The sequence below is a fragment of the Phenylobacterium sp. T106 genome (genome assembly GCF_057219735.1).
This window is the reverse complement of the sequence record NZ_JBXVWA010000002.1, coordinates 28,818-53,823: the sequence shown is the minus strand read 5'-3', so window position 1 is coordinate 53,823 and position 25,006 is coordinate 28,818. Positions and strand designations below refer to the sequence as shown.

At 71.4% G+C, this 25,006-nt stretch carries 21 protein-coding genes and 1 pseudogene; 13 read left to right on the top strand and 9 right to left on the bottom strand.

Annotated elements, in window-relative coordinates; translation table 11 throughout:
* Nucleotides 1-38 precede the first annotated feature (38 nt).
* Nucleotides 39-1,535 (top strand): CoA-acylating methylmalonate-semialdehyde dehydrogenase, encoded by a 1,497-nt coding sequence (locus AC2D8W_RS04875; RefSeq protein ID WP_484670590.1) that lies wholly within the window; start codon nt 39-41, stop codon nt 1,533-1,535.
* 54 nt (nt 1,536-1,589) lie between these two features.
* Here the strand turns inward: AC2D8W_RS04875 and AC2D8W_RS04870 are convergent, their stop codons facing one another.
* Nucleotides 1,590-2,396: an arginase family protein gene (locus AC2D8W_RS04870; RefSeq protein ID WP_484670589.1), complete on the bottom strand. Its 807-nt coding sequence runs from the start codon at nt 2,394-2,396 to the stop codon at nt 1,590-1,592.
* Between the two features lie 190 nt (nt 2,397-2,586).
* Nucleotides 2,587-3,153 (bottom strand): hypothetical protein, encoded by a 567-nt coding sequence (locus AC2D8W_RS04865; protein ID WP_484670588.1) that lies wholly within the window; start codon nt 3,151-3,153, stop codon nt 2,587-2,589.
* 90 nt (nt 3,154-3,243) lie between these two features.
* Between AC2D8W_RS04865 and zapE the strand changes: the two genes are divergently transcribed.
* Both zapE and AC2D8W_RS04855 read left to right on the top strand, forming a co-directional pair.
* Complete coding sequence (zapE, locus tag AC2D8W_RS04860) at nt 3,244-4,365, top strand: cell division protein ZapE (RefSeq protein ID WP_484670587.1); 1,122 nt, start codon at nt 3,244-3,246, stop codon at nt 4,363-4,365.
* A 96-nt stretch (nt 4,366-4,461) separates the two neighbouring features.
* On the top strand, nt 4,462-4,866 hold the full coding sequence (locus tag AC2D8W_RS04855; RefSeq protein WP_484670586.1) for a VOC family protein: 405 nt from the start codon (nt 4,462-4,464) through the stop codon (nt 4,864-4,866).
* Here AC2D8W_RS04855 and rsmD read toward each other — a convergent pair.
* Entirely contained in the window at nt 4,844-5,422 is a 579-nt protein-coding gene (gene rsmD, locus AC2D8W_RS04850; RefSeq protein WP_484670585.1) for a 16S rRNA (guanine(966)-N(2))-methyltransferase RsmD, read from the bottom strand. The two genes, AC2D8W_RS04855 and rsmD, sit on opposite strands and share 23 nt — an antisense overlap.
* Between rsmD and AC2D8W_RS04845 the strand changes: the two are divergent.
* Nucleotides 5,319-6,194, top strand: a pseudogene (locus AC2D8W_RS04845) (enoyl-CoA hydratase/isomerase family protein); the annotation flags it as partial. The gene rsmD and the pseudogene AC2D8W_RS04845 overlap by 104 nt on opposite strands.
* Here the strand turns inward: AC2D8W_RS04845 and AC2D8W_RS04840 are convergent.
* Nucleotides 6,151-7,344 carry a pseudouridine synthase gene (locus tag AC2D8W_RS04840; RefSeq protein WP_484670584.1) on the bottom strand — a complete coding sequence of 398 codons (1,194 nt, stop codon included), beginning with the start codon at nt 7,342-7,344 and terminating at the stop codon, nt 6,151-6,153. The pseudogene AC2D8W_RS04845 and the gene AC2D8W_RS04840 overlap by 44 nt on opposite strands.
* Before the next feature lie 12 nt (nt 7,345-7,356).
* Here AC2D8W_RS04840 and tadA point away from each other — a divergent pair, with 12 nt between their 5' ends.
* From tadA to AC2D8W_RS04815, 5 genes are all read left to right on the top strand, one after another.
* Complete coding sequence (gene tadA / locus AC2D8W_RS04835) at nt 7,357-7,797, top strand: tRNA adenosine(34) deaminase TadA (RefSeq protein ID WP_484670583.1); 441 nt, start codon at nt 7,357-7,359, stop codon at nt 7,795-7,797.
* Between the two features lie 56 nt (nt 7,798-7,853).
* Nucleotides 7,854-8,312, top strand: coding sequence for a DUF6265 family protein (locus AC2D8W_RS04830; RefSeq protein ID WP_484670582.1), 459 nt, complete (start codon nt 7,854-7,856; stop codon nt 8,310-8,312).
* Nucleotides 8,313-8,393: 81 nt separating this feature from the next.
* Entirely contained in the window at nt 8,394-9,296 is a 903-nt protein-coding gene (locus tag AC2D8W_RS04825) for an SDR family NAD(P)-dependent oxidoreductase (RefSeq protein ID WP_484670581.1), read from the top strand.
* Nucleotides 9,297-9,411: 115 nt separating this feature from the next.
* Complete coding sequence (locus tag AC2D8W_RS04820) at nt 9,412-9,831, top strand: VOC family protein (RefSeq protein ID WP_484670580.1); 420 nt, start codon at nt 9,412-9,414, stop codon at nt 9,829-9,831.
* Entirely contained in the window at nt 9,828-10,826 is a 999-nt protein-coding gene (locus tag AC2D8W_RS04815; RefSeq protein ID WP_484670579.1) for a threonine ammonia-lyase, read from the top strand. Before AC2D8W_RS04820 ends, AC2D8W_RS04815 begins: the two co-directional genes overlap by 4 nt.
* A 230-nt stretch (nt 10,827-11,056) precedes the next feature.
* Here the strand turns inward: AC2D8W_RS04815 and AC2D8W_RS04810 are convergent, their stop codons facing one another.
* The 3 genes from AC2D8W_RS04810 to AC2D8W_RS04800 are packed head-to-tail and all read right to left on the bottom strand — an operon-like array spanning nt 11,057 to nt 16,696.
* Nucleotides 11,057-14,185 carry an efflux RND transporter permease subunit gene (locus tag AC2D8W_RS04810; RefSeq protein WP_484670578.1) on the bottom strand — a complete coding sequence of 1,043 codons (3,129 nt, stop codon included), beginning with the start codon at nt 14,183-14,185 and terminating at the stop codon, nt 11,057-11,059.
* On the bottom strand, nt 14,182-15,279 hold the full coding sequence (locus tag AC2D8W_RS04805) for an efflux RND transporter periplasmic adaptor subunit (RefSeq protein WP_293481367.1): 1,098 nt from the start codon (nt 15,277-15,279) through the stop codon (nt 14,182-14,184). The genes AC2D8W_RS04810 and AC2D8W_RS04805 overlap by 4 nt, the downstream gene beginning before the upstream one ends.
* Nucleotides 15,280-15,286: 7 nt before the next feature.
* Nucleotides 15,287-16,696, bottom strand: coding sequence for an efflux transporter outer membrane subunit (locus AC2D8W_RS04800; RefSeq protein WP_484670577.1), 1,410 nt, complete (start codon nt 16,694-16,696; stop codon nt 15,287-15,289).
* Nucleotides 16,697-16,891: 195 nt separating this feature from the next.
* Between AC2D8W_RS04800 and AC2D8W_RS04795 the strand changes: the two genes are divergently transcribed.
* A complete protein-coding gene (locus AC2D8W_RS04795; protein WP_484670576.1) occupies nt 16,892-18,544 on the top strand; it encodes a M28 family metallopeptidase in 1,653 nt (550 codons plus the stop codon).
* A gap of 3 nt (nt 18,545-18,547) precedes the next feature.
* Here AC2D8W_RS04795 and AC2D8W_RS04790 read toward each other — a convergent pair whose 3' ends face one another.
* Nucleotides 18,548-19,276, bottom strand: a complete 729-nt coding sequence (locus tag AC2D8W_RS04790; RefSeq protein ID WP_484670575.1) for a glutathione S-transferase family protein — start codon at nt 19,274-19,276, stop codon at nt 18,548-18,550.
* 202 nt (nt 19,277-19,478) lie between these two features.
* Nucleotides 19,479-19,886, bottom strand: a complete 408-nt coding sequence (locus AC2D8W_RS04785) for a YybH family protein (protein WP_484670574.1) — start codon at nt 19,884-19,886, stop codon at nt 19,479-19,481.
* 105 nt (nt 19,887-19,991) lie between these two features.
* Here AC2D8W_RS04785 and AC2D8W_RS04780 point away from each other — a divergent pair, with 105 nt between their 5' ends.
* The 3 genes from AC2D8W_RS04780 (at nt 19,992) to AC2D8W_RS04770 (ending at nt 24,971) form a co-directional block, all read left to right on the top strand.
* Nucleotides 19,992-20,621 carry a TetR/AcrR family transcriptional regulator gene (locus AC2D8W_RS04780; RefSeq protein ID WP_484670573.1) on the top strand — a complete coding sequence of 210 codons (630 nt, stop codon included), beginning with the start codon at nt 19,992-19,994 and terminating at the stop codon, nt 20,619-20,621.
* Between the two features lie 79 nt (nt 20,622-20,700).
* Complete coding sequence (locus AC2D8W_RS04775) at nt 20,701-21,822, top strand: efflux RND transporter periplasmic adaptor subunit (RefSeq protein WP_484670572.1); 1,122 nt, start codon at nt 20,701-20,703, stop codon at nt 21,820-21,822.
* Nucleotides 21,822-24,971, top strand: coding sequence for an efflux RND transporter permease subunit (locus tag AC2D8W_RS04770; protein WP_484670571.1), 3,150 nt, complete (start codon nt 21,822-21,824; stop codon nt 24,969-24,971). Before AC2D8W_RS04775 ends, AC2D8W_RS04770 begins: the two co-directional genes overlap by 1 nt.
* The last annotated feature ends 35 nt before the right edge of the window (nt 24,972-25,006 follow it).

The window sequence follows — 25,006 nt, the reverse complement described above, 5'->3', positions numbered from 1 at the left end:
CCTAGGCTGGCGCGTTGGAGCAGCCTAAAAGCGCCGGCATGCGAGAGATCACCCATTTCATCGACGGCGCCGGGTTCACGGGCGCTTCGGACCGCTTCGGCGACGTGATGAACCCGAACACGGGCGAGGTTCAGGCGAGGGTTCAGTTCGCCACCGAGGCCGAGGTGGACCGCGCCGTGCAGTCGGCGCTCAAGGCGCAGATCGGCTGGGCCCAGGTGAACCCGCAGCGGCGGGCGCGGGTGATGTTCGAGTTCAAGCGCCTGGTCGAGGCGCGGATGGACGAGCTGGCCGAGATCCTGTCGTCCGAGCACGGCAAGGTCATCGCCGACAGCAAGGGCGACATCCAGCGGGGTCTCGAGGTGATCGAGTTCGCCTGCGGCATCCCGCATGCGCTCAAGGGCGAGTACACCGAGGGCGCGGGCCCCGGGATCGACGTCTACTCCATGCGCCAGCCCCTGGGCGTGGGCGCGGGGATCACGCCGTTCAACTTCCCGGCCATGATCCCGATGTGGATGTTCGGGGTGGCCATCGCGACGGGCAACACCTTCGTCCTGAAGCCCAGCGAGAAGGACCCGACGGTCCCGGTGAGGCTGGCCGAGCTGATGATGGAGGCCGGCGCGCCGGCCGGCGTGCTGAACGTGATCCACGGCGACAAGGTGGCTGTGGACGCCATCCTGGATCACCCGGACATCAAGGCGGTGAGCTTCGTCGGCAGCTCGGACATCGCCCACTATGTCTACAGCCGCGGCACGGCCAATTCGAAGCGCGTCCAGGCCATGGGCGGGGCCAAGAACCACGGCCTGATCCTGCCCGACGCCGACCTCGAGCAGGCCACCAAGGACATCATCGGCGCCGCCTACGGCTCGGCCGGCGAGCGCTGCATGGCGCTGCCCGTCGTGGTGCCCGTGGGCCAGAAGACCGCGAACGAGGTCCGCGAGCGCCTGCTGGCCGAGATCGACAACCTGAAGGTCGGCCTCTCCACCGACCCGGCCGCCCAGTACGGCCCGGTGGTCTCGGCGGCGCACAAGGCGAAGATCGAAGGCTACATCCAGACCGGCGTCGACGAGGGCGCCGAACTGGTCGTCGACGGCCGCGGCTTCCAGCTGCAGGGCTACGAGAACGGCTACTTCCTGGGCCCGAGCCTGTTCGACCAGGTGAAGCCCGCCATGAAGACCTACCAGGAGGAGATCTTCGGCCCGGTGCTGCAGATCGTCCGCGCCGAGACCTTCGAGGACGCCCTGGCCCTGCCCTCGAACCACCAGTACGGCAACGGCGTCGCCATCTTCACCCGCAACGGCCGCGCCGCGCGCGAGTTCGCCCAGCGGGTCAACGTGGGCATGGTGGGCATCAACGTGCCGATCCCGGTGCCCGTGGCCTACCACACCTTCGGCGGCTGGAAGCGCTCGGCCTTCGGCGACGCCAACCAGCACGGCATGGAAGGCGTCCGCTTCTGGACCAAGGTCAAGACCATCACCTCCCGCTGGCCCGAAGGCGCCGTCGAGGACTCCGCCTTCGTCATCCCGACGATGAGGTAGCCTCGCCGCTCCCGATCCGCTTCGCCGCCAAGGCGGAGATGCGGGTCCTGCCGGTCAGGGGAGCGACGCCGCGTCGGCGCTGATCCGGGCCGCGAGTTCCTTCATCAGCTTGGCCGCCAGCGTCGCGGTCATGCCGTTGATGTCACGGTCGGGGTTGAGCTCCACGATGTCGCCGCCGATCACCGGCCCGGGCGTCTTCCAGATCACGTCGAGGACCTCGCGCGTGGTCAGCCCGCCGGGCTCGTGGTGCGAGACGCCGGGCGCGTAGGCCGGGTCCAGCCCGTCGAGGTCGATGGAGATGTAGGTGGGGCCGAGGGGCAGCAGCGACAGGGCCGCCGCGTGGTCGGCGGGCGAGAAGACGCGGACGCCATAGCGGCCGGCCTGCTCGCGCAGATGCCCGTTCAGGGTGCGGATGCCGAGCTGGGTCAGCCCGGCGCACAGCTTTTTCTCGAGGATCCGCGCGAAGGGCGAGGCGTGGCTCAGCGGATCGCCTTCGAAGTCGGCGTAGAGGTCCGGATGGGCGTCGATGTGCACCACCTGCGGCGGCGCCCGCCCGGCCTCGGACCAGCCCTGAAGGATGGGATAGGTCACCATGTGGTCGCCGCCCAGGAAGACCGCCGGCCCCGCTTCGAACGCCACGCGCGCGGCCTCCACGATCCTGTGAAAGTCCACGGCGTCGTCGCGGATGGGCGCATCCCCCAGGTCGCGCAACAGATCGACGAGATCGAGCCCGTTGCTGGCGGTGAGATGGCTGTGAGGCGAGTGAAGCGCGGCGCGGATCGCCGCCGGCGCCTTTGCCGCTCCGCGCAGGAACGACGAGTGGCGGTCGATCGGCAGGCCGGTGAACGAGACGGGAGTCATGCCCGGCGCAACCTAGCGGCGGCGATCCGGCTTGCGAAGCTGTCGGCCGATCGCGGCGCGCGTGCTCGCCGGAGCGGCCAGGAAGGCCATCAGGCAGAAGACCGCCTGACAGCCTCCCCGACCTCGATGAGCGGCTCAATGGCCACGGCGACCCAGGATCGCCGCCGCCAGCATCATCGCGCGAAGGGCCTCAGCTCCGCCGACTGATGGTGTCCTTGTTCAGCCGCCGGGTCTTGATCCCCTGGCCCCGCTCCGCCTCGATCCGGTCGGCGCGACGGGTGTGGTTGGACGAGAACACCGCCTCGGGGTCCCCCGCCTCGCCCCAGTCCGCCTCGGGGTTGTCGGGCTGACCCAGCTTGTGGATGTCGACATTGGCCGGCGTCCCGGCGCCGAGGTCGCCGTCGATCGCATGGATGTCGGCCTCGTCCCGGCCGAGATTGGGGTCCAGGCCCCACCCGTCGCGGCGCGCCCCCGCAGCGGCGGCGCCAGGCTCGTCCTCGGCGTCGTCGTCATCCGCGGCGGCGTCATCTCCGTCCGTGGATGCATCGCCGAAGTCCGCCTGCTGCGGGCGGTCGCCGTTCGTCGCCTCGTCCAGATCGCCCTGGAAGCTTCGCTGCTCGGGGTTCGTCGCCGTCTCGAAGCGGCCCGGATCGCGCTGGGCGTCCATCTCGTGCTGGCCGACGCCGCCGCCCTGCATGCGGGCGCGATTGGCCGCAGCGGCGTCCGTGGAGAAGGTGTCTTTGCTTTGATCGGCCATGAAAGGCTCTCCCTTGTTCGCAAGGGTCAACCCGGCCGGACGCCGCCCGTTCCTTGCGATTCGCCCCGCCGCCCGCTAGGCCGGACGGCGATGGCCTCCGCCCTGCAAGCCGCCTACGAGGCGAAGATCCGCGACGGATCGATCCGCCCGGACCCGGCCCAGGCCGCGGCGCTCCGGCCCCTCATCCGCCTCGAGACCGACCTGTCCGACGACGAGCCCGAGGGCGGCATCCTGGCCATGCTGCGCCGCCGCCACTACGAGGCCCCCCGCGGGGTCTACCTCATCGGCCCGGTCGGCCGCGGCAAGACGCTGCTGATGGACCTGTTCTACGAAGCGGTGTCCGGCTTCAAGAAGCGGCGCACCCACTTCCACGTCTTCATGGGCGAGGTGCACCGGCTGATCGACGCCTGGCGCAAGGGCGATCGCGACGCGCGGCGGCGGACCTTCGGGCAGCACAAGGGCGACGACCCGATCCCGCCGGTCGCCGACCTCATCGCCAGCCAGGCGCGGCTGCTCTGCTTCGACGAGTTCCAGGTCACCGACATCGCCGACGCCATGATCCTGGGGCGGCTGTTCGACGCGCTGTTCGGCCACGGCGTGGTGCTGGTGGCGACCTCCAACCGGTTGCCGGACGACCTCTACCTCAACGGCATCAACCGGCAGCTCTTCCTGCCGTTCATCGAGGTGCTCAAGCGCAAGACCGAAGTGGTCACGATCGCCGGGCCGCATGACTACCGGCTGGATCGCCTCCGCGCGGCCGGCACCTGGTTCGCGTGGCATGACCCCGCGCAGGTTGCGGCCTTCGACGCGCTCTGGACAGACATGCTGGGGCCCGAGGACGAGGACGGCGAGACGGTCGAGGTCCTGGGCCGGAAGCTGGTGTTCCCGCGGGCCGCGGGCGGGCTCCTGCGGGCGACCTTCGACAGCCTGTGCAAGGTTCCCCTCGGCCCCAACGACTACGTGGCCATCGCCGACCGCTTCCACACGATCTTCCTGGAGGGTCTTCCCAAGATGGGCCCTGCCAACCGCGAGGAAGCCCGGCGGCTGGTGATCCTCATCGACGCGCTCTACGAGGCCAAGACCCACCTCATCGTGCTGGCCGGGGCCGAGCCGACCGAGCTCTACCCGGCCGGCGATGGCGCCTTCGAGTTCGAGCGCACGGCTTCGCGCCTGCAGGAGATGCGTTCCGAGAGCTGGCTCCAGGACAGCTAGCGCGTCGACGGGCCCTCGGCGGCTTCCCCGCGGAGCCCGGGAGCCGCCGGCCGTCACGCCACGTTTAGCGTCGGCAGCATTCCGACGGAGCCCCGAATGGACGTCCACACCGGCCGCCTGATCGACCATGTCCACCTGCGCGCCAAAGACCTCGCGGCCGCGCGGCGGTTCTACGAGGCCGTCCTGCGCGTGCTTGGCGTCCCCTTCGTGAGCGACGAGACGCACGTCCAGGCCGACGAACTCTGGATCGACCATGGCGGCCCGGCCACCCACGTGCACCTGGCCTTCCAGGCGAAGGACCACGCCATGGTCCAGGCCTTCCACGCCGCGGGCCTCGCCGCCGGCGGCCGCGACAACGGCGCCCCGGGCGAACGCGACTACCACCCCGGCTACTACGCCGCGTTCCTTCTCGACCCCGACGGCAACAACATCGAGGCCGTCTTCCACGGCCCGTCGACGCGTTCGGCGGACAGCGTGGTCATCCGGCCGGCGAAGGATTGAACCGCAGGAAGTGGACCTTGGCCGCGCCGTAGTCGCGGACGTCCAGGGGCGCGAACCCGGGCGCGTCGAACGCAGGCTCGCCGGCGCCCCGCTCGAAGACCACCACCGCATTGTCGGCCAGCCAGCCGCCTGCGGCCAGGCGCGCGAGGGCCTGCTCGCCGAGGCCCTTGGCGTATGGCGGGTCCAGGAAGGCGAGATCGAAGGCCGGGCCGTCGGCGCCGGGGCGTACGCCCAGGTCGACGGCCGAGCGCCGGTGCACGCGCGTGCGGCCGAACAGGCCCATCCCGTCGACGTTCTCGCGGATCGCCCCGCGGGCCGCCTCGTCGGTTTCCACGAAAAGACAGAAGTCGGCGCCGCGCGACAGCGCCTCGAAGCCCAGCGCCCCCGAGCCTGCGAAGAGGTCGATCACGCGCCGGCCGCGCACCCCGCCGCTCCAGGGCGCGTGCTCCAGGATGTTGAAGATCGCCTGCCGGGCGCGGTCGGACGTGGGGCGCGTGGCGTCGCCCTTCGGCGCGACCAGCGCCTTGCCGCGGAACTCCCCCGATACGATGCGCAAACCGGCCGGCTCCCTTGTCCCCTCGGCTTCCCCGTTCCAAGCTTTGGCCGACAAAGCAAGACGGGAGGAGACGCCGATGGGCCTGGTGACGGTGGAACGTCGCGGCGGGACCGCGATCATGACCTACGCCAATCCGCCCTGGGGGACGATGACGGCCGCGGGCTCGCAGGAGATGCTGGAGCTCTTCCGGCCGCTCGCCGCCGATCCGGCGGTGCGCTGCGTGGTCATCACCGGCGGCGTGCCCGGCATCTTCATCCGCCACTATGACGTGGACGAACTGTCGAACATGGGCGAGGCGCTGAAGGACCGCCCGCCGCCCCCGCCTGCCGATGGGCCTCCCGAGCAGGGCTTCCTGGCGCTGGTCGACGCGATCAGCGCCGCGCCGAAGCCGGTCATCGCGGCCATCAACGGCCTCTGCATGGGCGGCGGGTTCGAGCTCACGCTGGCCTGCGACCTGCGCATCGCCGACCCGAAGGCCGAGGCGATCGGCCTGCCCGAGACCCGCGTCGGCATCTTTCCCGGCGGCGGCGGCACCCAGCGGCTTCCGCGCGTGGTGGGCGAGGCCAAGGCGCTGGAGATCATCCTGCGCGGGCTGACGTTCACCGGCGCGCAGGCGCACGCCATCGGCATGGTGCACGAACTGGCCGCAGACCCGCTGGCCCGCGCACTCGAGATCGCCGCCGAGTTCGAGGCGAAGGGCGCGGACGGCGTGGCCTACGCCAAGCGCCTCACCCGCGCGGCCCTCGACCGCCCGGTTTCCGAGGGCCTGGCCGACGAGCGGGCGAGCTTCCTGGCCGTGATGCAGACGGCCTCGGCCCGCGCGGGCCTGGCGGAGGGCCGCCGGCCGGCCGAGATCCAGAAGGTCTAGCGGGCGCGGCGCCCTTGGCGGCGCGCGGCGGGGCCTTTCCGCCCTCCGACTTCTGCCCCTTGGGTTTGGGCGGCGGGTGCGGCCGCGCCTTGATCTTCGGCTTGGCCCAGCCGGCCTTGTAGGCCTTCTTCGCCGGCGCTTCCGGGGCCACGGCGACCGGCGCCGCTTCAGGCTGCGCCGCGGCCTGCTGCGCCCGCCGCCGTTGCTTGGCCGGCGCGCGGTACTGCGGCCGGTCGCCGGTCGGCAGGTTGGCCGGGTCGATGTACGCGGCGAACTGCTCGCGGATCACCCGCGGGCCCACCTCTTCCAACTCGCCGACGCCCAGGGTCCCCAGGGCCAGCGGGCCGTACGAAAGGCGGATCAGGCGGTTCACCTTGAGCCCGATGGACTCGAGCACCCGCCGGACCTCCCGGTTCTTGCCCTCGTGCAGGGTCACGGTCAGCCACAGGTTCGCGCCCTGCGGCCCCTCCTTCGCCTTGTCGAGCCTGGCCTCGACCGGCCCGTACTTGACGCCCTCCACGGTGACGCCGGCCTTGAGGCGGTCCAGCCGCTCCTGATTGGTGCGGCCGTGGGCCCGGGCGCGGTAGCGGCGGACGATGGCGCTCGACGGCATCTCCAGCGCCCGCGCCAGCTCGCCGTCGTTGGTCAGCAGCAGGAGCCCCTCGGAGTTGAGGTCCAGCCGCCCCACCGAGATCAGCCGCGGCAGGCCCTCGGGCAGCGCCTCGAAGACCGTGGGACGGCCCAGGGGATCCTTGTGCGTCGTCACGAGCCCTACGGGCTTGTGGTAGCGGAACAGCCGCGCGGGCTCGGGCTCGCCCACCACTTCGCCGTCGACCGTGACGATGTCGCCCGGCTCCACCTTCACCGCGGGCGTCTCCAGCACGCGCCCGTTGATGGCCACCCGCCCTTCGCCGATCAGCCGCTCGACGTCGCGTCGCGAGCCCACGCCGGCGCGCGCCAGCTGCTTGGCGACGCGCTCGCCGCCGGCCTCGTCGCCGTCGCTGCCGTCTTGACCGGGCTCGCCGCGCTCTGTTCGTAGGGGATCGTGGACCATGACCGCCGGACAATGCGCATCGCGCTCGAAGCCGCGCAAGCCGCCGCCGCGGCCGGCGAGACGCCGGTGGGCGCCGTCGTGGTCGACCCCGCGACGGGCGAGGTGGTCGCCGTGGGCGCGAACCAGCCGATCGGCGCGCACGATCCCACCGCTCATGCCGAGATCGTGGCCCTGCGCGCCGCCGCGGCCAAGCGCGGCAACTACCGCCTGACCGGCCTCACGCTCTACGTGACGCTCGAGCCCTGCGCGATGTGCGCCGGCGCCATCAGCCACGCCCGCATCGGCCGGCTCGTGTTCGGCGCCGAGGACGCCAAGGGCGGCGCAGTCGTGAACGGGCCCCGCTTCTTCGATCAGCCCACCTGCCACTGGCGCCCGCAGGTGGAAGGCGGCGTCTTGGCCGACGAGGCGGGCGAGCTGCTCCGGAGCTTCTTCCGGGCCCGGCGCGGGCGCTGACGCGCCGCCCGTCGCAAGCCGCTGTTCCGCCGGTTCGCCCGCGCTAAGCTGCGCCGATGCGACCGATGATGATGATCCTGGCCCTCTCGGCCCTCGCCTCCGCGGCCCAGGCGGACCCCGCGGACGATATCGCCAGGCTCGGCTGGATGGCCGGAAGCTGGATCCACGAGCAGGACGGCGTGGTCACCCGGGAGACCTGGCTGGCGCCGCTGGGTGGGGTCATGGCCGGGGCCGCCCAGACCAACGCGCCCGGCAAGCGTCCGTTCGTGTCGCACTACAAGATCACGCCGGAACCAGCCGGCGCGACCCTGACCGCCTACCTGCCCGGCCAGCCGCCGACGCCGTTCGTGCTCGTGCCCGGCAAGGACGGCGAGGCCGTCTTCGAGAACAAGGCGCACGACTTTCCCCAGCGCGTCGTCTTCCGCCGCTGCGAAGATGGTCTGTGCGCCCGCACCGAGGGCGTGATCGGGGGCAGGCTGCAGTCCGAGGCGTGGCGCTACCGTCGGGCGCCCTGACGGCGCCTCTGGACGAGGCCCTTGCACTGGCCGCGTCTCGAGTCCGATGATGCTTCCAAACAGCGGTATGGAGGGAACGTCATGGCGGGACTGCTCGAGGGCAAGGTCGCGATCATCACCGGCGCGGGCAACGGACTGGGCGAGGCCTATGCGAAGCTGTTCACCAAGGAGGGCGCGGCCGTGGTCGTCAACGACCTGGGCGGCGCGCGCGACGGCACCGGGGCGGACGTGTCCGCTGCGCAGAAGGTCGTCGACGCCATCAAGGCCGCGGGGGGCCGCGCGGTGGCCAACGGCGACGACGTCTCCACGATCGAGGGCGGCGAGAACATCCTGAAGTCGGCGCTCGACGCATTCGGCAAGGTCGACATCCTCGTCTGCAACGCCGGGATCCTGAGGGACAAGACCTTCGCCAACACGTCCGAGGCCGACTGGGACGCCGTCATCAAGGTGCACCTGAAGGGCACCTACTGCTGCGCCCTGCCCGTCTGGAAATGGATGAAGGACAACGGCGGCGGATCGATGGTGCTCACCTCGTCCACCTCGGGCCTCTACGGCAACTTCGGCCAGACCAACTACGGCGCCGCCAAGGCCGGCATCTACGGGATGGTGCGGGTGATGGCGATCGAGGGCCGCAAGTACAACATCCGCGTCATGGGCCTCGCGCCCGGCGCCTACACGCGCATGACCTCGGACCTGCCCGGTCGCAAGGGCCAGGAGCCCGACCCGCTGTCCCTGCCCGAGAACATCGCGCCCGGCGTGCTGTTCATGGTCTCGGACCTCGCCGCCGACCACTCGGGCAAGATCCTGGGCGTCTCCTCGCGCGGCGTGCGCGAGATCAAGATGCTGGAGACCGAGGGCTTTGCGCCCGGCCGGCCCTACACCGCCGAGGAGGTGGCCAAGAACGCGGCCAAGGTCTTCTTCCCGACGCCGGAGTCCCGGCGCGTCGCCGAGGTGCGGATGGCCGAGCCGACGCGGGTCGGCTAGCCGCCGCCTGCGACACCTCTCATCCCGCTTCGGTGGACTCGGGACGGGGCCGAGGTAGCCCCTCCCCGCCGACTGGCCTGTTCCGTGCGGGGGGCGGGCGGGGTATCAGGCGGGGATGGCTATTCCGCGTTTCCACTTGGCGTTTCCGGTCCGCGACCTGGCCGAGGCGCGGGCGTTCTATGGGGGCCTCCTGGGCTGCCCAGAGGGCCGTTCCAGCGACGAGTGGGTCGACTTCGACTTCCACGGTCACCAGATCGTGGCGCACCTGTCGCCGGGCGAGGCGGGGCATGGCGCCACCAACCCGGTGGACGGCCACGATGTGCCGGTGCGCCACTTCGGCGTGATCCTGACGCTGCCCGAGTGGGAGGCGCTGGCCGAGCGGCTGAAGGCCGCCGGCGCGGCGTTCGTGATCGAGCCCAACATCCGCTTCAAGGGGCAGCCCGGCGAGCAGGCGACGATGTTCTTCCTGGACCCCTCGGGCAATGCGCTGGAGTTCAAGGCCTTCGCCCGCGACGACATGGTGTTCGCGAGATGAGCGGGACGGACGGGCTGGCGATCTCGCTGGCCGACATCGAGGCGGCGGCGGGCCGGATCCGCGGCTGGGCGGTGGAGACGCCGCTGCTGGAGAGCGCCGCCCTGAACGACCGGCTGGGCCTGCGCGTGCTGATCAAGCCCGAGACGCTGCAGCGGGTGGGCGCCTTCAAGTTCCGGGGCGCGTTCAACCGGCTGGTCCAGCTCTCGGACGCGGAGAAGCGGACGGGGGTGGTGGCCTTCTCGAGCGGCAACCACGCCCAGGGCGTGGCGCTGGCCGCGAAGCTGCTGGGGATCCCCGCGCTGATCGTGATGCCGGCCGACGCGCCCCGGGTGAAGGCCGAGGCGACGAAGGGCTACGGGGCCGAGGTGCGCTTCTACGACCGGCTGACCGAGAGCCGCGAGAAGATCGCCGCCGCCATCGCCGCCGAGCGCGGCGCGGTCGTCGTCCCGGCGTTCGACGATCCGCACATCATCGCGGGCCAGGGGACGGCGGGCCTGGAGCTGGTGCGCCAGGCGCGGGCGCTGGGCGCGGAGCTGGACGCGGTCATCACCCCCTGCAGCGGCGGCGGCCTGCTGGCGGGCGTGGCCACGGCGGTGAAGGCCCTGTCGCCAGCGACGGCGCTGATCGGCGCCGAGCCCGCGGGCTATGACGACACGCTGAAGTCTCTGCAGGCGGGCGTGCGCACGCCGATGACGCCGACGCACCGGACGCTCTGCGACGCCCTGGAGACCCCCTGCCCCGGCGAGCTGACCTTTCCGATCCTGAAGGCGCACGTGGCCGACGTGGCGGTGGTGACCGACGCCGAGGTGGCGGAGGCGATGCGGTGCGCCTTCTCGACGCTGAAGCTGGTGGTGGAGCCGGGCGGCTCGGCGGGCCTCGCGGCGCTGCTGGCCGGCAAGGTCCGCGGCTTCGAGGGCCGGACGGTGGGCCTGGTGCTCTCAGGCGGCAACGTCGACCCCGAGCAGTTCGCGCAGGTGCTGCGCGGGGAGCTGTGACGGGCGGGCGGTTGGGCCCTGCCGGCCGCTTGCCCTTTCCCGCGAGCGGGAGGTCGCTGTCATCCCGGTTTCCGCGGAGCGGAAGACCGGGATCCATACGCGCCGGCGCCGGAAAGACCGGCTGGGCGGCGCCGTCGCGGGTTCTCCTGCAACGCGGAGTCTATGGGTCCCGGTCTTCGCCTGCGGCGAAACCGGGATGACAGACCCCGGAGCCGCACTCTTCGGATGCGCTAGAGGCGGTCTTCGGGGATCGGGCGGGGCGGGACTTCGCGGGGGGTGACGACGCGGGCGAGCTTGGGCTTCAGCCAGTTCTCGAAGTCGTCCACGAAGCGGTAGACCACCGGCACCAGGACCAGCGACAGGACGGTCGAGGTGATCAGGCCGCCGATCACCGCCACGGCCATGGGCTGGCGGAATTCGGCGCCCTTCTCCAGGGCGAACGCCGTGGGCAGCATGCCGGCGGCCATGGCGAAGGTGGTCATGACGATCGGGCGCGCCCGCTCGCGGCAGGCGTCGATCAGCGCATCGTGCTGGCTCATCCCCTCGCGCTCGCGCTCGATGGCGTACTCGACCAGCAGGATCGAGTTCTTGGCGGCCAGGCCCAGCAGCATCAGGAACCCGATCAGCGACGGGATCGAGAGCGACAGGTCGAAGGCGAGCAGGCCCGCGAAGGCCCCGCCGACGGCGGTGGGCAGCGCCGAGAGGATCACCACCGGCTTGAAGAAGCTGCGGAACAGCAGGACCAGCACGCCGTAGATCATCGAGACGCCGGTGAAGATCGCCATGCCGAAGCCGCCGAACAGCTCGGCCATGGCCTCGGCGGTGCCGATGGCGGCCGGGCGGACGCCCTCGGGCATGTTCTTCATGATGGGCAGGTTGTTCACCGCCTTCTGGGCCTGGCCCAGCTGGTAGCCGCCGTTGAGTTCGGCCTGCACGGTGATCCGCCGCTCGCGGTTCAGGCGGTCGATGCGGGCCGGACCGGCCTTGAACTCGATCTCGGCGACGCTCTCCAGCGTGGTCGTGCCACCGGAGGCGGTGGGGACGCGCAGGGCGCGCAGGCGCTGGATGTCGCTGCGCGCGTCGGCGGGCAGGCGCACCCGGATCGGGATCCGGCGCTCGCCCTCGTTGAACTTGGCGACGTTGGCGTCGATGTCGCCGGCGGTGGCGACGCGGATGATGTTGGCGAGCGCGTCCGACGAGACGCCCAGGCGCGCGGCCTCGTCCGGCCGCGGACGGATGACGATTTCGGGCCCGACGGGCGGGGTCGACTGCTTCGGGTCGGCCACCTCGGGCAGGGTGCGCATCTGGCGCTCGAGTTCGAGGGCGGCGGCCTCGAGGTTCGCCGGGTTGGTGCCGGTGAGGATCTGCTGGAAGCCGGCGCCGCCCTCGAAGTCGAGGAAGCCCAGGCGGACGTCGGGGATGCGGCGCAGGTCGTCGCGCAGGCGGTCGCGGATCTCGGAGCCGCGGACCGAGCGGTCCTCGTTCAGCAGGATGGTGGCGGTGCCGCGGCGGACGTCGCCGCCGCCGCCGCCCGACATGCCCGGGCCGAAGCTGGAGACGGTGGAGCCGATCTGGATGAAGACGCCGCGCACCTCGGGCTGCTTCTCGAACAGCTCGGTGAGGCGCTGGGCGGTGACCTCCATGTCCCGGGGCGTGGCGCCCGGCGGACCCTGGATGTCGACGTACATGTAGTCGGGGTCGCCCGCGGGCTGGAACCCGGCCGGCAGCAGCGGGACGAGGGCCAGCGAGCCGATGAAGAACACCCCGCCCAGGAAGGCGGCGATGATCCGGTGCGCCAGGGCCCACTCCAGGGCGTTGCGGTAGAAGCCCTCGAACGGCTTGCGCTCGTGGGGCGTGGCGGTGGGCTTCAGGAAGTAGGCGGCCAGCAGCGGCGTGACGAGGCGCGCCACCACCAGCGAGAAGAGCACGGCCACCGAGACCGTGAGCCCGAACTCCTTGAAGAACTGGCCGGGGATGCCCGGCATGAACGAGACCGGGGTGAACACCACCACGATCGAGAAGGTGGTCGCGACGACGGCGAGGCCGATGGCGTCAGCGCCCTCGATGGCGGCCTGGTAGGGGCGCTGGCCGCGGGCCACGCGCTTCTCGATGTTCTCGATCTCGACGATGGCGTCGTCGACCAGGATGCCGATGACCAGGGTGAGCGCGAGCAGCGTCACCATGTTCAGCGAGAAGCCCGCCATCTGCATGATCAGGAAGGTCGGGATCAGCGAGATGGGCATGGCCAGCGCGGTGATCGCCGTGGCCCGCCAGTCGCGCAGGAAGAAGAACACCACGATCGCGGCGAGCAGCATGCCCTCGCCCAGCACGTTCTTGGTGGCCTGGAAGCTGGCGCGGGTCTCGGTCACCGACGAGAAGATCGTCGAGAACTTCACGCCCGGGTGGGCCGCCTCGAGCTCCTTGAGCTTCGCGAGGACCGCGTCCTCGGCGTCGACGTCGCTGGCCTCCTTGGTCTTGGAGACCTGGAAGCCGACCACGGCGCGGCCGTTCAGCCGGGCGAACCCGCGCTCGTCCGAGGAGCCGTCACCGATCTCGGCCACGTCGGACAGGCGCACCGAGCCGCCGCCGGCCGTGGGGATCATCATCTCGCGCAGGCGCGCCACGGTGGTGACCGAGCCCAGGACGCGGACCGTCTGCTCGCGGCCGCCCACCTCCACGCGGCCGCCGGGCGCGTCCACCTGGAAGCCGCGCAGGGCGTTGTTGACCTGAGCCGCGGTCAGGCCGCGGGCGGCCATGCGGTCGGGATCGACGATGACGTTGATCTCGCGGGCCACCCCGCCCACCCGGGAGACCTGCGACACGCCCTTGGCCGCCTGCAGCGTCCGCGAGACGGTGTCGTCGACGAACCACGAGAGCTCGTCGTCGCTCATGGCGGGCGCCTCGACCGCGATGGTCATGATCGGCGCGGCGTCGTCGACCTCGATCTGGTTGACCTGCGGCTCGTCGATGTCGCGCGGCAGCTGCGCGCGGATCTGAGCGACCTTCGAGCGGAGCTCGTCGGTCTTCTTCTGCAGGTTCTCGCCGATCTCGAACTGGATCGAGGTGGTGGAGACGCCCTGGGTCACCACCGACTGGATGCTGCGCACCCCCGTGACGCTGGCCACCGCGTCCTCGACCGGACGGGTGATCTGCGTCTCCATCTCCCCCGGGGCGGCGCCGGCCTGGGTGACCGTCACCGCGATCAGCGGGAACTGGATGTTGGGGTACATTTTGACCGCCAGCATCTGGTAGGCGATCAGGCCCGACATCAGCAGGCCGATGAACAGCACCGCGACGGGGATCGGGTTGCGGATCGCCCAGGCGGAGATCGCGAAGTGGCGCTGGGGCTGCTCGCTCATTTGGCGGCCGGCGGGCTGGCGGCGGCGGCGCGCGGCGCGGCGCCCGCCGGGGTCGGGCCGGCGGCCACGGGACGCACGAGGTCGCCGTCGAGGAACAGCGCGCCGGCGTTGGCGACGATCCGGGTCCCGTTCGGCGGGCCCTTGACGATCTGGACGAGGCCGCCGCCGCGGGCGCCGGTCTGCACCGGGACGCGCTTCACCTTGTTGTCGGGGCCGACGACCATGACCTTGGCGCCGTCGGCGTCGTAGCGGATCGCCGCTTCGGGGACCGCGCTGACGGTGGTCTGGGCGTCGTCGAAGATGGCGCGGCCGAAGCCGCCGGCGCGGATGTCGCTGCGGACGGGCAGCAGCAGGCGCACCTCGCCCAGCTTGGTCTGCGGGTTGATCTGCGGGCTGATGAGGCGGACGCGGCCGGTGACCGTGGCCCCGCCGGGCAGGCTGACCGTCGCGGCCTGGCCGACGCGGACCCGGCTCAGGTCGGTCTCGGACAGTTCGGCGCGCAGCTCGACCTGGCCGTCGCGGGCCATGCGGAACCACGGCGTGGCGCCGCCCGCGGCGAGGTCGCCCGGACGCACGTTGCGTTCGAGGATGACGCCCGACACCGGGGCCACGACGTTCAGCTTGCGCTGCTGGGTCAGCAGGCTGCGCAGGCGCGCGGCGGCGGCCTGGGCCTGGAAGCGGCGCTGGGCGATCTGCTCCTGGGGCAGGACGCCCTGGTTCTCGAGGCCCTTGACGCGGTTGGCCTGGTCCTCGGCCTGGGCGGCCTGGGCGCGGGCCTCGGCGATCTGGGCCTCGAGGAGCGTGGGGTCGAGCTCGGCGAGGGTCTGGCCGGCGCGCACGTAGTCGCCGACCTCGGCGCGGACCGCGCGGACCCGGTAGCCGGTCACTTCCGGCATCACCGCGGCCTCCTCGCGCGGGGCGAGGTCGCCCGAGGCGGTCAGCGCGCCGGTGATCGCCCGGGGCTCGACCTGGACCACGGTCACGGCGCGGGCGCGCTCGGCCTCGGTCTCCTTGCGGGGAGGCTTCTTGCAGGCCGCGACCGAGAGGGCGGCCGGCAGGAGCAGGACCAGCAGGGTGAATGTTGCGCGCTTCATTGCGGTCTCACTTGGCGGCGTAGGCCTGGGCCGGCCAGCCGCCGCCGATGGCCTTCATGGCCTGGACGGAGCGGCGCAGGGCCTGGACCTGGGCCGAGGCGAGCTGGGCGCGCACGGCGCGCCAGGCCTGTTCGGCGGAAAGGGTGGTGGAAAGGTCGGTGAGCCCGCGGGCGTAGCCGGTGCGCGCGGCCTCGTAGGCGCGGCGGGCGCGGGCCTCGCCATCGCGCAGCAGCACGACGCGGCGGCGGTCGGCGTCGAGGTTCACGAGCGCGGCCTCGGCCTCCTGGAACGCGGTCTGCACCGTCTTCTCGTAGGCGGTGACGGCCTGTTCGGTGCGGGCGTTCTGAACCTTTAGCTCGGCCAGCAGGCGCGGAATGGACAGGAGCGGCTGGGTGATCGAGCCGCCGATGCTCCAGCTCGAGGTCTCGGACGAGAAGTTCGGCTGCTCGATCCGCGCCCAGCCGAGGCCCGGCGAGAGCGTGAAGCTGGGGAAGAAGGCGAGGCCCGCCAGCCGCTGCTGGCCGGCGGCGGAGCGCAGGGCGGCCTGCGCCTGGCGCACGTCGGGCCGGCGCTGCAGCAGCTCGGACGGCAGGGACGCCGGCACGGCCGGCGGCTGGCCCACCTCGGGCGGGGCGGCGATGTTGGCGGTGGGCTCGAAGACCCGGCCGGCGAGGATCAGGATCGCGCGCTTCTGGGTCTGGAGCTGGGCGTCGAACGCGGCGACGGCGGCCTGCGCCTGGGCCAGGTCGCCGGCGATGCGGTCGGGCTCGGAGGTGGCGGCCAGCCCCGCCGCCGCGCGGCGCGAGGCGACCTCGTACAGCTCCTGCTGGATGCGCGCGGTCTCGCGGGCGTCGGCGAGCTGGATCGCGAGGCCGCGGGCCTGGAAGTAGGCGTCGGCCGTCTGGGCGGCGATCTGGGCGCGGGTGGCCTCGAAGGCGAAGCGCACGCGGTCGACCTCGGCGTTCGCGGCGCGGTAGGCGACGAAGCCGCGGCCCCAGGGGTCGATCTCCCAGGCGACGTTGAAGTTGGCCTGGTACTGCTCGGACACGCCCGACGTCGAGAAGCCGGGGATGTTGGCCGCCGTGCCGCCGATCTGCTCGGTGTCGGTGCGCCGGCCCTGGGCCGTCAGGTCGCCGCCCGGGAGGTACTGCAGGATGGCCTGCGTGCGCTGGGCGCGGATCTCGTCGAGGCGCGAGCGGGCCGTGCGGACGTCGGTGTTCCGCTCCAGCGCCTGCTGCACGAGCTCGGTCAGCTGGTCGTCGCCGTAGGCGGTCCACCAGGTGTCGAGGGGGATGGAGCCGGCGGGCGCTTCGGGCGCCTGCTCGTAGGCGGCCGGAAGGCGCACGTCCGCGTCGCGCGGCGTGGCGCATCCCGCCAGGACGAGGCCGGCGGCCAGGACAACGATCTGAAGGCGCATGCTGTGCCTTGGGAGGGAGGACGCTGACGCCGAACTGCGGCGCCCGTCTACACTGCCGATCACGTCTCGGGAATTGCACAAAGGACACATAGGCGGCGAAGCTTGAGGTAACCGCGCTCGCCGAAAGCGCGCTGGCGGCATGCCCCACCGCTCGCTAGGGTCGCGCAACTTTCGCCCCCTCCTCCCGAGTGACCGATGAAAAAGCTGCTCCTTGGCGCCGCCGTCGCGGCGCTGATCTGTCCCCCCGCCCTGGCCGCCGACCCGGTCGTGAACGTCGAGCGCATCCTGCGCGACACCCAGGTGCTGTCGTCCGACGCGTTCGAGGGGCGCGGCCCGGCCACCGAGGGCGAGCGGAAGACCGTCGCCTACATGATCGAGCAGATGAAGGCGGCCGGCCTGCAGCCGGGCGGCGACCGCGGCAAGGACGGCGCGCGCGCCTGGACTCAGGACGTCCCGCTGGTGCGCTCGGCGACCAAGGGCCCGGTGGCGGTCAGCGTCTCGGTCAACGGCGAGCGGAAGAACTGGACGCAGGGCCAGGAGGTGGCCATCCGCGCCACCCTGATCGGCGACCGGCTGACGGTGAAGGACGCGCCGGTGGTGTTCGTGGGCTACGGCGTGAAGGCGCCCGAGCGCAACTGGGACGACTTCAAGGGCGTGGACCTGAAGGGCAAGGTGGCCCTGGTGCTGGTCAACGACCCGGACTTCGAGACCGGCCAGGGCGACTTCGGCGGCAAGGCGATGACCTACTACGGCCGCTGGACCTACAAGTTCGAGGAGGCGGCGCGGCAGGGCGCCGTGGGCTTCCTGGTCATCCACGAGACCGCCCCGGCGTCGTACGGCTGGGCCACGGTCAAGAACTCGAACACCAACGAGATCTTCGACGTCATCCGGCCGAATCCGTCCACCGACCACGCGCCGCTGGAGGGCTGGATCCAGCGCGACAACGCCGCCGAACTGCTGGCGGCCGCGGGGCACGACTTCGAGGCGCTGAAGACGCAGGCCCGGACGCGCGACTTCCGGCCGGTGGAGCTGAAGGGCGTGACCTTCTCCACGGACTACGCCGTCGACGCGCAGAAGGTCGTGTCGAAGAACGTGGTCGGCGTGCTGCCGGGGACGAAGCGGCCCGAGGAGCGCGTGCTCTACACCGCCCACTGGGACCACCTGGGCGTGGGCCAGCCCGACGCCAGGGGCGACCGGATCTACAACGGCGCCCTCGACAACGCCTCGGGGACCTCGATGCTGCTGGAGCTGGCGCGGGCGCACGCCAAGGCGGGCCGGACCGAGCGCAGCCTGGTGTTCCTGGCGGTGACCGCGGAGGAGAAGGGCCTGCTGGGGTCGGAGTACTACGCCTCGACCCCGCTCTACCCGCTGGCCACCACGGTGGGCGTTCTCAACATGGACGGCGTGGGGCCGAGCGGGCTGGCGCGCGACTTCACGACCTCGGGCAACGCGCCGCTCACCCTGCAGGACGAGTTGATCGCCGTCGGCAAGGCGCACGGCCGCTACTATTCGCCCGACCCGCGGCCCGAGGCCGGCAGCTTCTTCCGCTCGGACCACTTCCCGTTCGCCAAGGTGGGCGTGCCGGCCATCAGCTTCGGCGGCGGCCGCGACCTGGTCGAGGGCGGCAAGGAAGCGGGCGAAGCGCGCTCGCGGGCCTACACGGCCGACAAGTACCACCAGCCCGCCGACGAGTTCGACCCGACCTGGGACCCGAAGGGCTTCGTCGCCGACGGCGCGCTGCTCTACGACCTGGGCCGCAAGCTCGCCAACAGCCGCATCTGGCCCGAGTGGAAGGACGGCGCCGAGTTCAAGGCCGAGCGCGACAAGACCCGGGCGCAGAGGAAGTAGGCCTCACCCCTTCCTGAAGAAGGCGTGGAAGTTCTCGCCGAAGCTGTTGGTCCAGCGTTCCGGCGGGATCCGCACATGGTCGGCGCGCAGCATGTGCGGGGCCAGCGTCTCGGCGTCCACGCGCCGGACGGCGGGTCGCGCGCGGACCGCCTGGAACCACCGCTCCAGGTTCTCGAACGCCTCGCGCGGCTTCTCGAGCTGCATGTTCCAGGTGAGGTTGATCCAGGGCCAGCAGGCCATGTCGGCGATGGTGTAGTCGTCGCCCGCGATGTAGGGCCGGTCCCGCAGCTCGCGGTCCATGACGTACATCAGCCGCTCGGCCTCCAGCCGGAAGCGCTGGCGGGCGTAGGGGTCGATCGGCTCGGGCGCGTAGCGGGTGAAGTGGTGCGCCTGGCCGTGGTAGGGGCCCAGGCTGGCGATCTGCCAGGCCAGCCACTGCAGGGTGGCGTAGCGGCCCTTGGGATCCGTCGGCAGGAAGCGCCCCGTCTTGTCGGCGAGGTACTGGAGGCAGGCGGCCGACTCCCAGACCACCAGGCTATCGCCCCCGCCGATGGGATCGTGGTCCACGATCACGGGAAGGCGCCCGTTGGGGTTCAGGGCCCGGAACTCCTCCGTCAGCAGGTCGCCGCGGCCCATGTCGTAGGGCACGGTGCGGTACGCCAGGCCGACCTCCTCGAGCATGATCGCGACCTTCCGCGGATTGGGTCCGTTGGCGTAGTGCAGGTCGATCATCAGCAGCTTCCCATCGCGCGACCCGAGACCATACCGCGGCGCACGGCGCGGAAGCCAAGGGCTGCAGGCAGAGACGCCCTCAGCGACGTCGCCAACCGTTCTGCATGAGGCTGCGCCTCGGGACGCCACGCGCGGGCTCGGCTCATGCGGATCAGCCGCTTGGCTGCCCGCGCCAGGGGCCGGCCTCACCATGGAAGACCGATCACCGTGGCGTGGTGATCGGATCGGCATGTCGATGAACGAGCTTCCACGCATCGCCTTCCAACCGATAGACGCTGGTCACGCGAAGAGCCGTCCTCGAGGGCGCCCCGGCGCCGGCGGACAGCCGCTCGGCGTGTTCCACTTCGACCACGACCGCGAGTTCGTCAGTCGCGTACGTTGCGATGTGATCGGCATCGAGCGCCCGGCCGCCGCCCATGCGCGCTGCGGCGCTCACGAGCGCAGCTTCCACGTTCGCGCGCCCTCTGGCGAAGGGACCGAACGGATTGCCCCAGGTCACGTCGTCGCGATCCGAGAGCAGCGCGACGTAGCCCGAGCTGTCGCCCTTCACCATCGCGTCCAGCGCGGCGTGGTTCAGAGCCACGGCCCGTGTGAGCGCGGGTGCGGCCATTTCGTACTCCCCAGGAAGGTCCAATTGGCGCAGAAGCTTCAGGTCTGTGGTTGGCGATGCAGGCCGACTGGGTCAGATTATGCGCGGCGGTGACGAAACGCTAGAATGATCACAACCGACAAGAAAGCCCTGGAAACGCGCGGCCCCGAACAGCACGCCATGCGCGACCGGATCGTCGCGGCCGCCGAGGCTCGGTTCCGCCGCGAAGGCTATGGACGCACCACGGTCGCCGAGATCGCAGGCGACCTGCGCATTTCCACCGCCTATGTCTACAAGTTCTTCCCGTCGAAGACCGCCATTTGCGAGGCGGTCTGCGGCGAGGTGCTCAGCCGGATCGATGCGGAACTCTGGCGGATCGCCACCGCCGACGCCCCGCCCGTCGAACGGCTGGACCGGCTGTTTCGCGGCCTGCTGTCGGAGACCGTCGCCCTGCTCTTCAAGGAGCGGAAGCTGCACGACATGACCAAGGTCGCCATGGACCACCGATGGGCGTCGGTAGAGCGTCACAAGGCAGCCATGCGGGCCACCGTCGCGCATGTGATCGAAGAGGGCCGCGCGGCAGGCGTCTTCGAGGCGGCGACTCCGCTCGAGGAGCAGACCCAGGCGGTGGCGAGCGCCATGGTCGCGTTCGCCCACCCTGCCGCCATCGAGCACGCCCTCGACGCCGGCCAGGACCTGACCGCCCAGGCCGTCTGGACGGCCCGCCTCGTCACCCGCGGTCTGATGGTGGCCTGACGGTCCGATCTTGACGTTGACAACTTGACGATAACGTCACTGGACGCCCATCATTGATCGTGGTGTCGAGGAGTTTCGCATGCGGTCGATCGAGCGGCTGGCGCTGGGTCTTGCGGTCCTTTTCCTGCTCAACGCGTGCGGCCCCCGGACCGAGCCCCGCCCATCGGCCCCGCTCGTCCGCGTCGCGGTGGCCGCGCCCGCCGCCGCCGGCGAGGCCGGCTACACCGGCGTGATCCGGGCCCGCTACGAGAGCGATCTGGGCTTCCGGGCGCCGGGCAAGATCAGCGTCAGGCTGGTCGATGCCGGCGATGCGGTCCGGGCCGGTCAGGTTCTCGCCAGGCTCGATCCGGCGGACCTCCGCCTGGGCGCGGCGGCCGCCGTCGCCCAGGTGGCGGCCGCCGAGCGATCGGCCGCGGCCGCCCGCGCCGAGGCCGTCCGCCTCCAGGCTGACGAGGCTCGCTTCCGCAAGCTGAACGCGCAGGGGTTCGCGTCGGGCCAGCGCTACGACCAAGCCCGCGCCGCGGCGCAGGCGGCCAGTGCGAACCTGGCGGCCGCCGAGGCGCAGGTGCGCGCGGCCCAGGCGCAGGCCAGCCAGGCCGGAAATCAGGCCGCGTACACCGCGCTGATCGCGGACTCCGACGGGATCGTGATGCGCGTCCTTGCCGAACCGGGCCAGGTCGTGGCCGCCGGCCAGCCCATCGTCCGGCTCGCGCGCGATGGGGCTCGGGAGGCCGTGATCGCGGTGCCTGAGACGGCGCGCGCCGCCCTTCCCAGGACGGCGACGGCTGAGCTCTATGGCGGGAACGGTCGCCCCATGTCCGCCACGCTGCGGGAGCTGTCGGCCGCCGCCGATCCGGTCACGCGCACGTTCGAGGCGCGGTATGCACTGGCGGCGGAGCCGGGCAGCGTCCCGCTTGGAGCCACAGTCACCGTACTGACGCGCCCCGCGGGCGCGGGAGGCGGGCTGAGCGTACCGATCGGCGCCTTGCATGACTCGGGCTCGGGGCCGGGCGTCTGGCTGGTCGATCCCCGAAGCAGCCGCGTGACCTATCGCAAGGTGACCGTTCGTTCGCTGGGCGAAGAGACGGCGGTCCTGGCGGGCGGGCTGCGGCCGGGCGACCGGGTGGTGTCGCTGGGCGTCCACCTGTTGAGGCCGGGCCAGGTCGTTCGCCCGATGACGGCCCAGACGGCGTCACGCTGATGCAGATCCCCAACCTGTCGGCGTTCGCCGTTCGTGAGCGGGCGGTCACCCTGTTCCTCATCATCGCGGTGGCCGCCGCCGGGCTGTTCGCGTTCCAGCGGCTGGGGCGGGCGGAGGACCCGAGCTTCACCGTCAAGGTCATGACAGTCGCCGTGGCCTGGCCGGGCGCGACGGCGGCGGAGATGCAGGAACAGGTCGCCGACAAGCTGGAAAAGCGTCTTCAGGAGGTGGCTTACTTCGACCGGGTCGAGACCACCTCCCGTCCTGGGCAGGTGGCGATGGTGATCAGCTTCAAGGACACCACGCCGCCCAAGCTGGCGCCCGAGCTGTTCTATCAGGTCCGCAAGAAGCTGAGCGACGAGGCGTCGAACCTCCCGCGGGGCGTGATCGGCCCGTTCTTCAACGACGAGTTCTCCGACGTCTACTTCACGCTCTATGCGATGGAGGCGCGGGGATTGCCGCACCGGGATCTCGTGCGCGAGGCGGAGGCGGTCCGCCAGCGTCTGCTTGCCGTGCCGGGGGTCCAGAAGGTGCGCATCCTGGGCGAGCAGCCGCAGCGCATCTACGTCGAGTTCTCCCACACGCGGCTCGCCACCCTCGGCCTGAGCGGACAACAGGTCGCCAATGCGCTTTCCAGCCAGAACACGGTGGCGGCGGCCGGCTTCGTGGAGACGGACGGGCCGCGGGTCCACATGCGGCTCGACGGGGAGTTCGACAGCCTGGAGACCCTTCGCGAGACGCCGGTGGCGGCGGTCGGGGATCGCACATTGCGGCTCCGCGACGTCGCCGAGGTGCGCCGCGGCTACGAAGACCCTCCGAGCTACCGCATCCGGAACGCCGGCGAACCGGCGCTGCTCATCGGCGTGGTGATGCAACCGCGCTGGAACGGCCTGCGCCTCGGCGAGGCGCTCGCGGCGGAGGAGCGGGCCATCCACGACAGCCTGCCGCTCGGCCTCGAGCTGCACAGGATCGCGGACCAGGCGCGGAACATTGCCAACAGCTACGACGAGTTCATGCTGAAGTTCGCCGTGGCGCTGGGCGTCGTCATGGCCGTCAGTTTCGCCACTCTCGGCCTTCGTGTCGGACTGGTCGTCGCCGCCGCCGTCCCGCTGACGCTGGCGGTGGTCTTCGTGATCATGCTGGCCACCGGCCGCAACTTCGACCGGATCACGCTCGGAGCGCTGATCCTCTCGCTGGGCCTCCTTGTCGACGACGCCATCATCGCCATCGAGATGATGGTGGTGAAGATGGAGGAAGGGCTCGACCGCATTTCGGCGGCCACCTTCTCCTGGACCGCCACCGCCGCCCCGATGCTGACCGGCACGCTGGTCACGATCATCGGCTTCATCCCGATCGGCTTCGCCCAGTCGAGCGCGGGCGAATACGCCGGCAACATCTTCTGGATCGTCGCCTTCGCCCTCCTGGCCAGCTGGCTGGTGGCGGTGCTGTTCACGCCGTACCTCGGCGTCAAGCTGCTGCCCGCAATCCCGGCCCGGCCGGGCGGGCATGACGCCATCTACGCCACAGGTCGGTACGAGCGGCTTCGTCGCCTGATCCGCACCTGTATCGATCGGCGCAGGACCGTGATCGGCCTGACAGTGGCCGCCTTCGCGCTGTCGGTGGCTGCGATGGGCGTCGTGAAGAAGCAGTTCTTCCCGTCCTCGGATCGCCCCGAGGTCCTCATCGAGGTCGCCCTGCCGCAGGGATCGTCCTTCCGGGCCACAGAGGCGACAATCGCCCGCCTCGAAGCCGACCTGCGGCGTGAGCCGGAAGCCGAGATCGTCACGAGCTACATCGGCGCCGGCGCCGCCCGCTTCTTCCTGTCGCTCAATCCCGAGCAGCCCGACCCGGCCTTCGGCAAGATCGTGATCCGGACTCCGGACGCCAAGGCGCGCGCCGAGCTCTCCGCCAAGGTGGCTCGCTGGGTCGAGGCGGGCCGCTATCCGGAGGCGCGAATTCGCGTCGATCGACTGCTCTTCGGCCCTCCCGTGCCATATCCCGTGGTCTTCCGCGTGGTCGGGACCGATCTTGCGGTCATGCGCCGGACCGCGACGGCGGTTCGCGACGTCCTCCAGGCGGCGCCCGAACTCAAGGGAGCGCACCTGGAATGGGGCGAGCGGGCGCCGGTCCAGCGGCTGGCGTTCGACCAGGCGCGGCTGCGGCTGATCGGACTCACGCCCCAGGACGCCGCCAACCAGCTGCAGACGCTCCTGACCGGCGTCACGGTCACCCAGGTGCGCGAGGGAATCCGCACGGTGGACGTCGTGGCGCGCGCCGTGGACGCCGAGCGGGCGAGCCTGGACCGCCTGGGCGACCTGACCCTCACCACGCGCGACGGGCGCAGCGTGGCGCTGGCGCAGGTGGCGCGCCTGGTCCCGGCTGCGGAAGAACCCGTCCTCAAGCGGCGCAATCGCGAGCTCTACATCGCCGTGCGCGCCGATGTGGCCGAGGGCATTCAACCCCCTGACGCGACCGCCGCGGTGCTGCCGCGCCTCGCGACGCTCAAGGCCAGGCTGCCGCCGGGCGTTCGCATCGACACAGGCGGCTCGGTCGAGGAAAGCGGCAAGGCGAACGCGGCGCTCGCCGCCATCTTCCCCATCATGATCACCCTGATGCTGGCCGTGATCATGGCCCAGGTGCGAAGCTTCCCGGCCATGTTCATGGTGTTCCTGACAGCGCCCCTCGGCCTCGTCGGCGCCGCCCCCACGTTGCTGCTGTTCAACCAGCCCTTCGGCTTCAACGCCATCCTGGGGCTGATCGGACTGGCGGGCATCCTGATGCGCAACACGCTGATCCTGGTGGACCAGATCCGGCGCGATCAGGCCGCGGGCCTGTCGGACTACGACGCGATCGTCGAAGCCACGGTGCGCCGGGCGCGCCCCGTGATACTCACGGCGCTCGCCGCCATGCTGGCGTTCATTCCCCTGACACTGTCCAGTTTCTGGGGGCCGCTCGCCTACACCCTGATTGGCGGCGTGCTGATCGGCACAGTCCTGACGCTCCTGTTCCTGCCGGCGCTCTACGCCGCCTGGTTCCGGGTGCGACGCCCCGGTGAGCCGGGCGCGGCCAGGACAGGCTTTCCGGCCTCGCTCCTCCGAAGAGGAAGCTTCGGCCGTTCGAGGGGCGAGGGGCGATCGGCTTCGGCCTGACGTCGGACGGCTCGCCGCCACAGGCGGGCCACAAC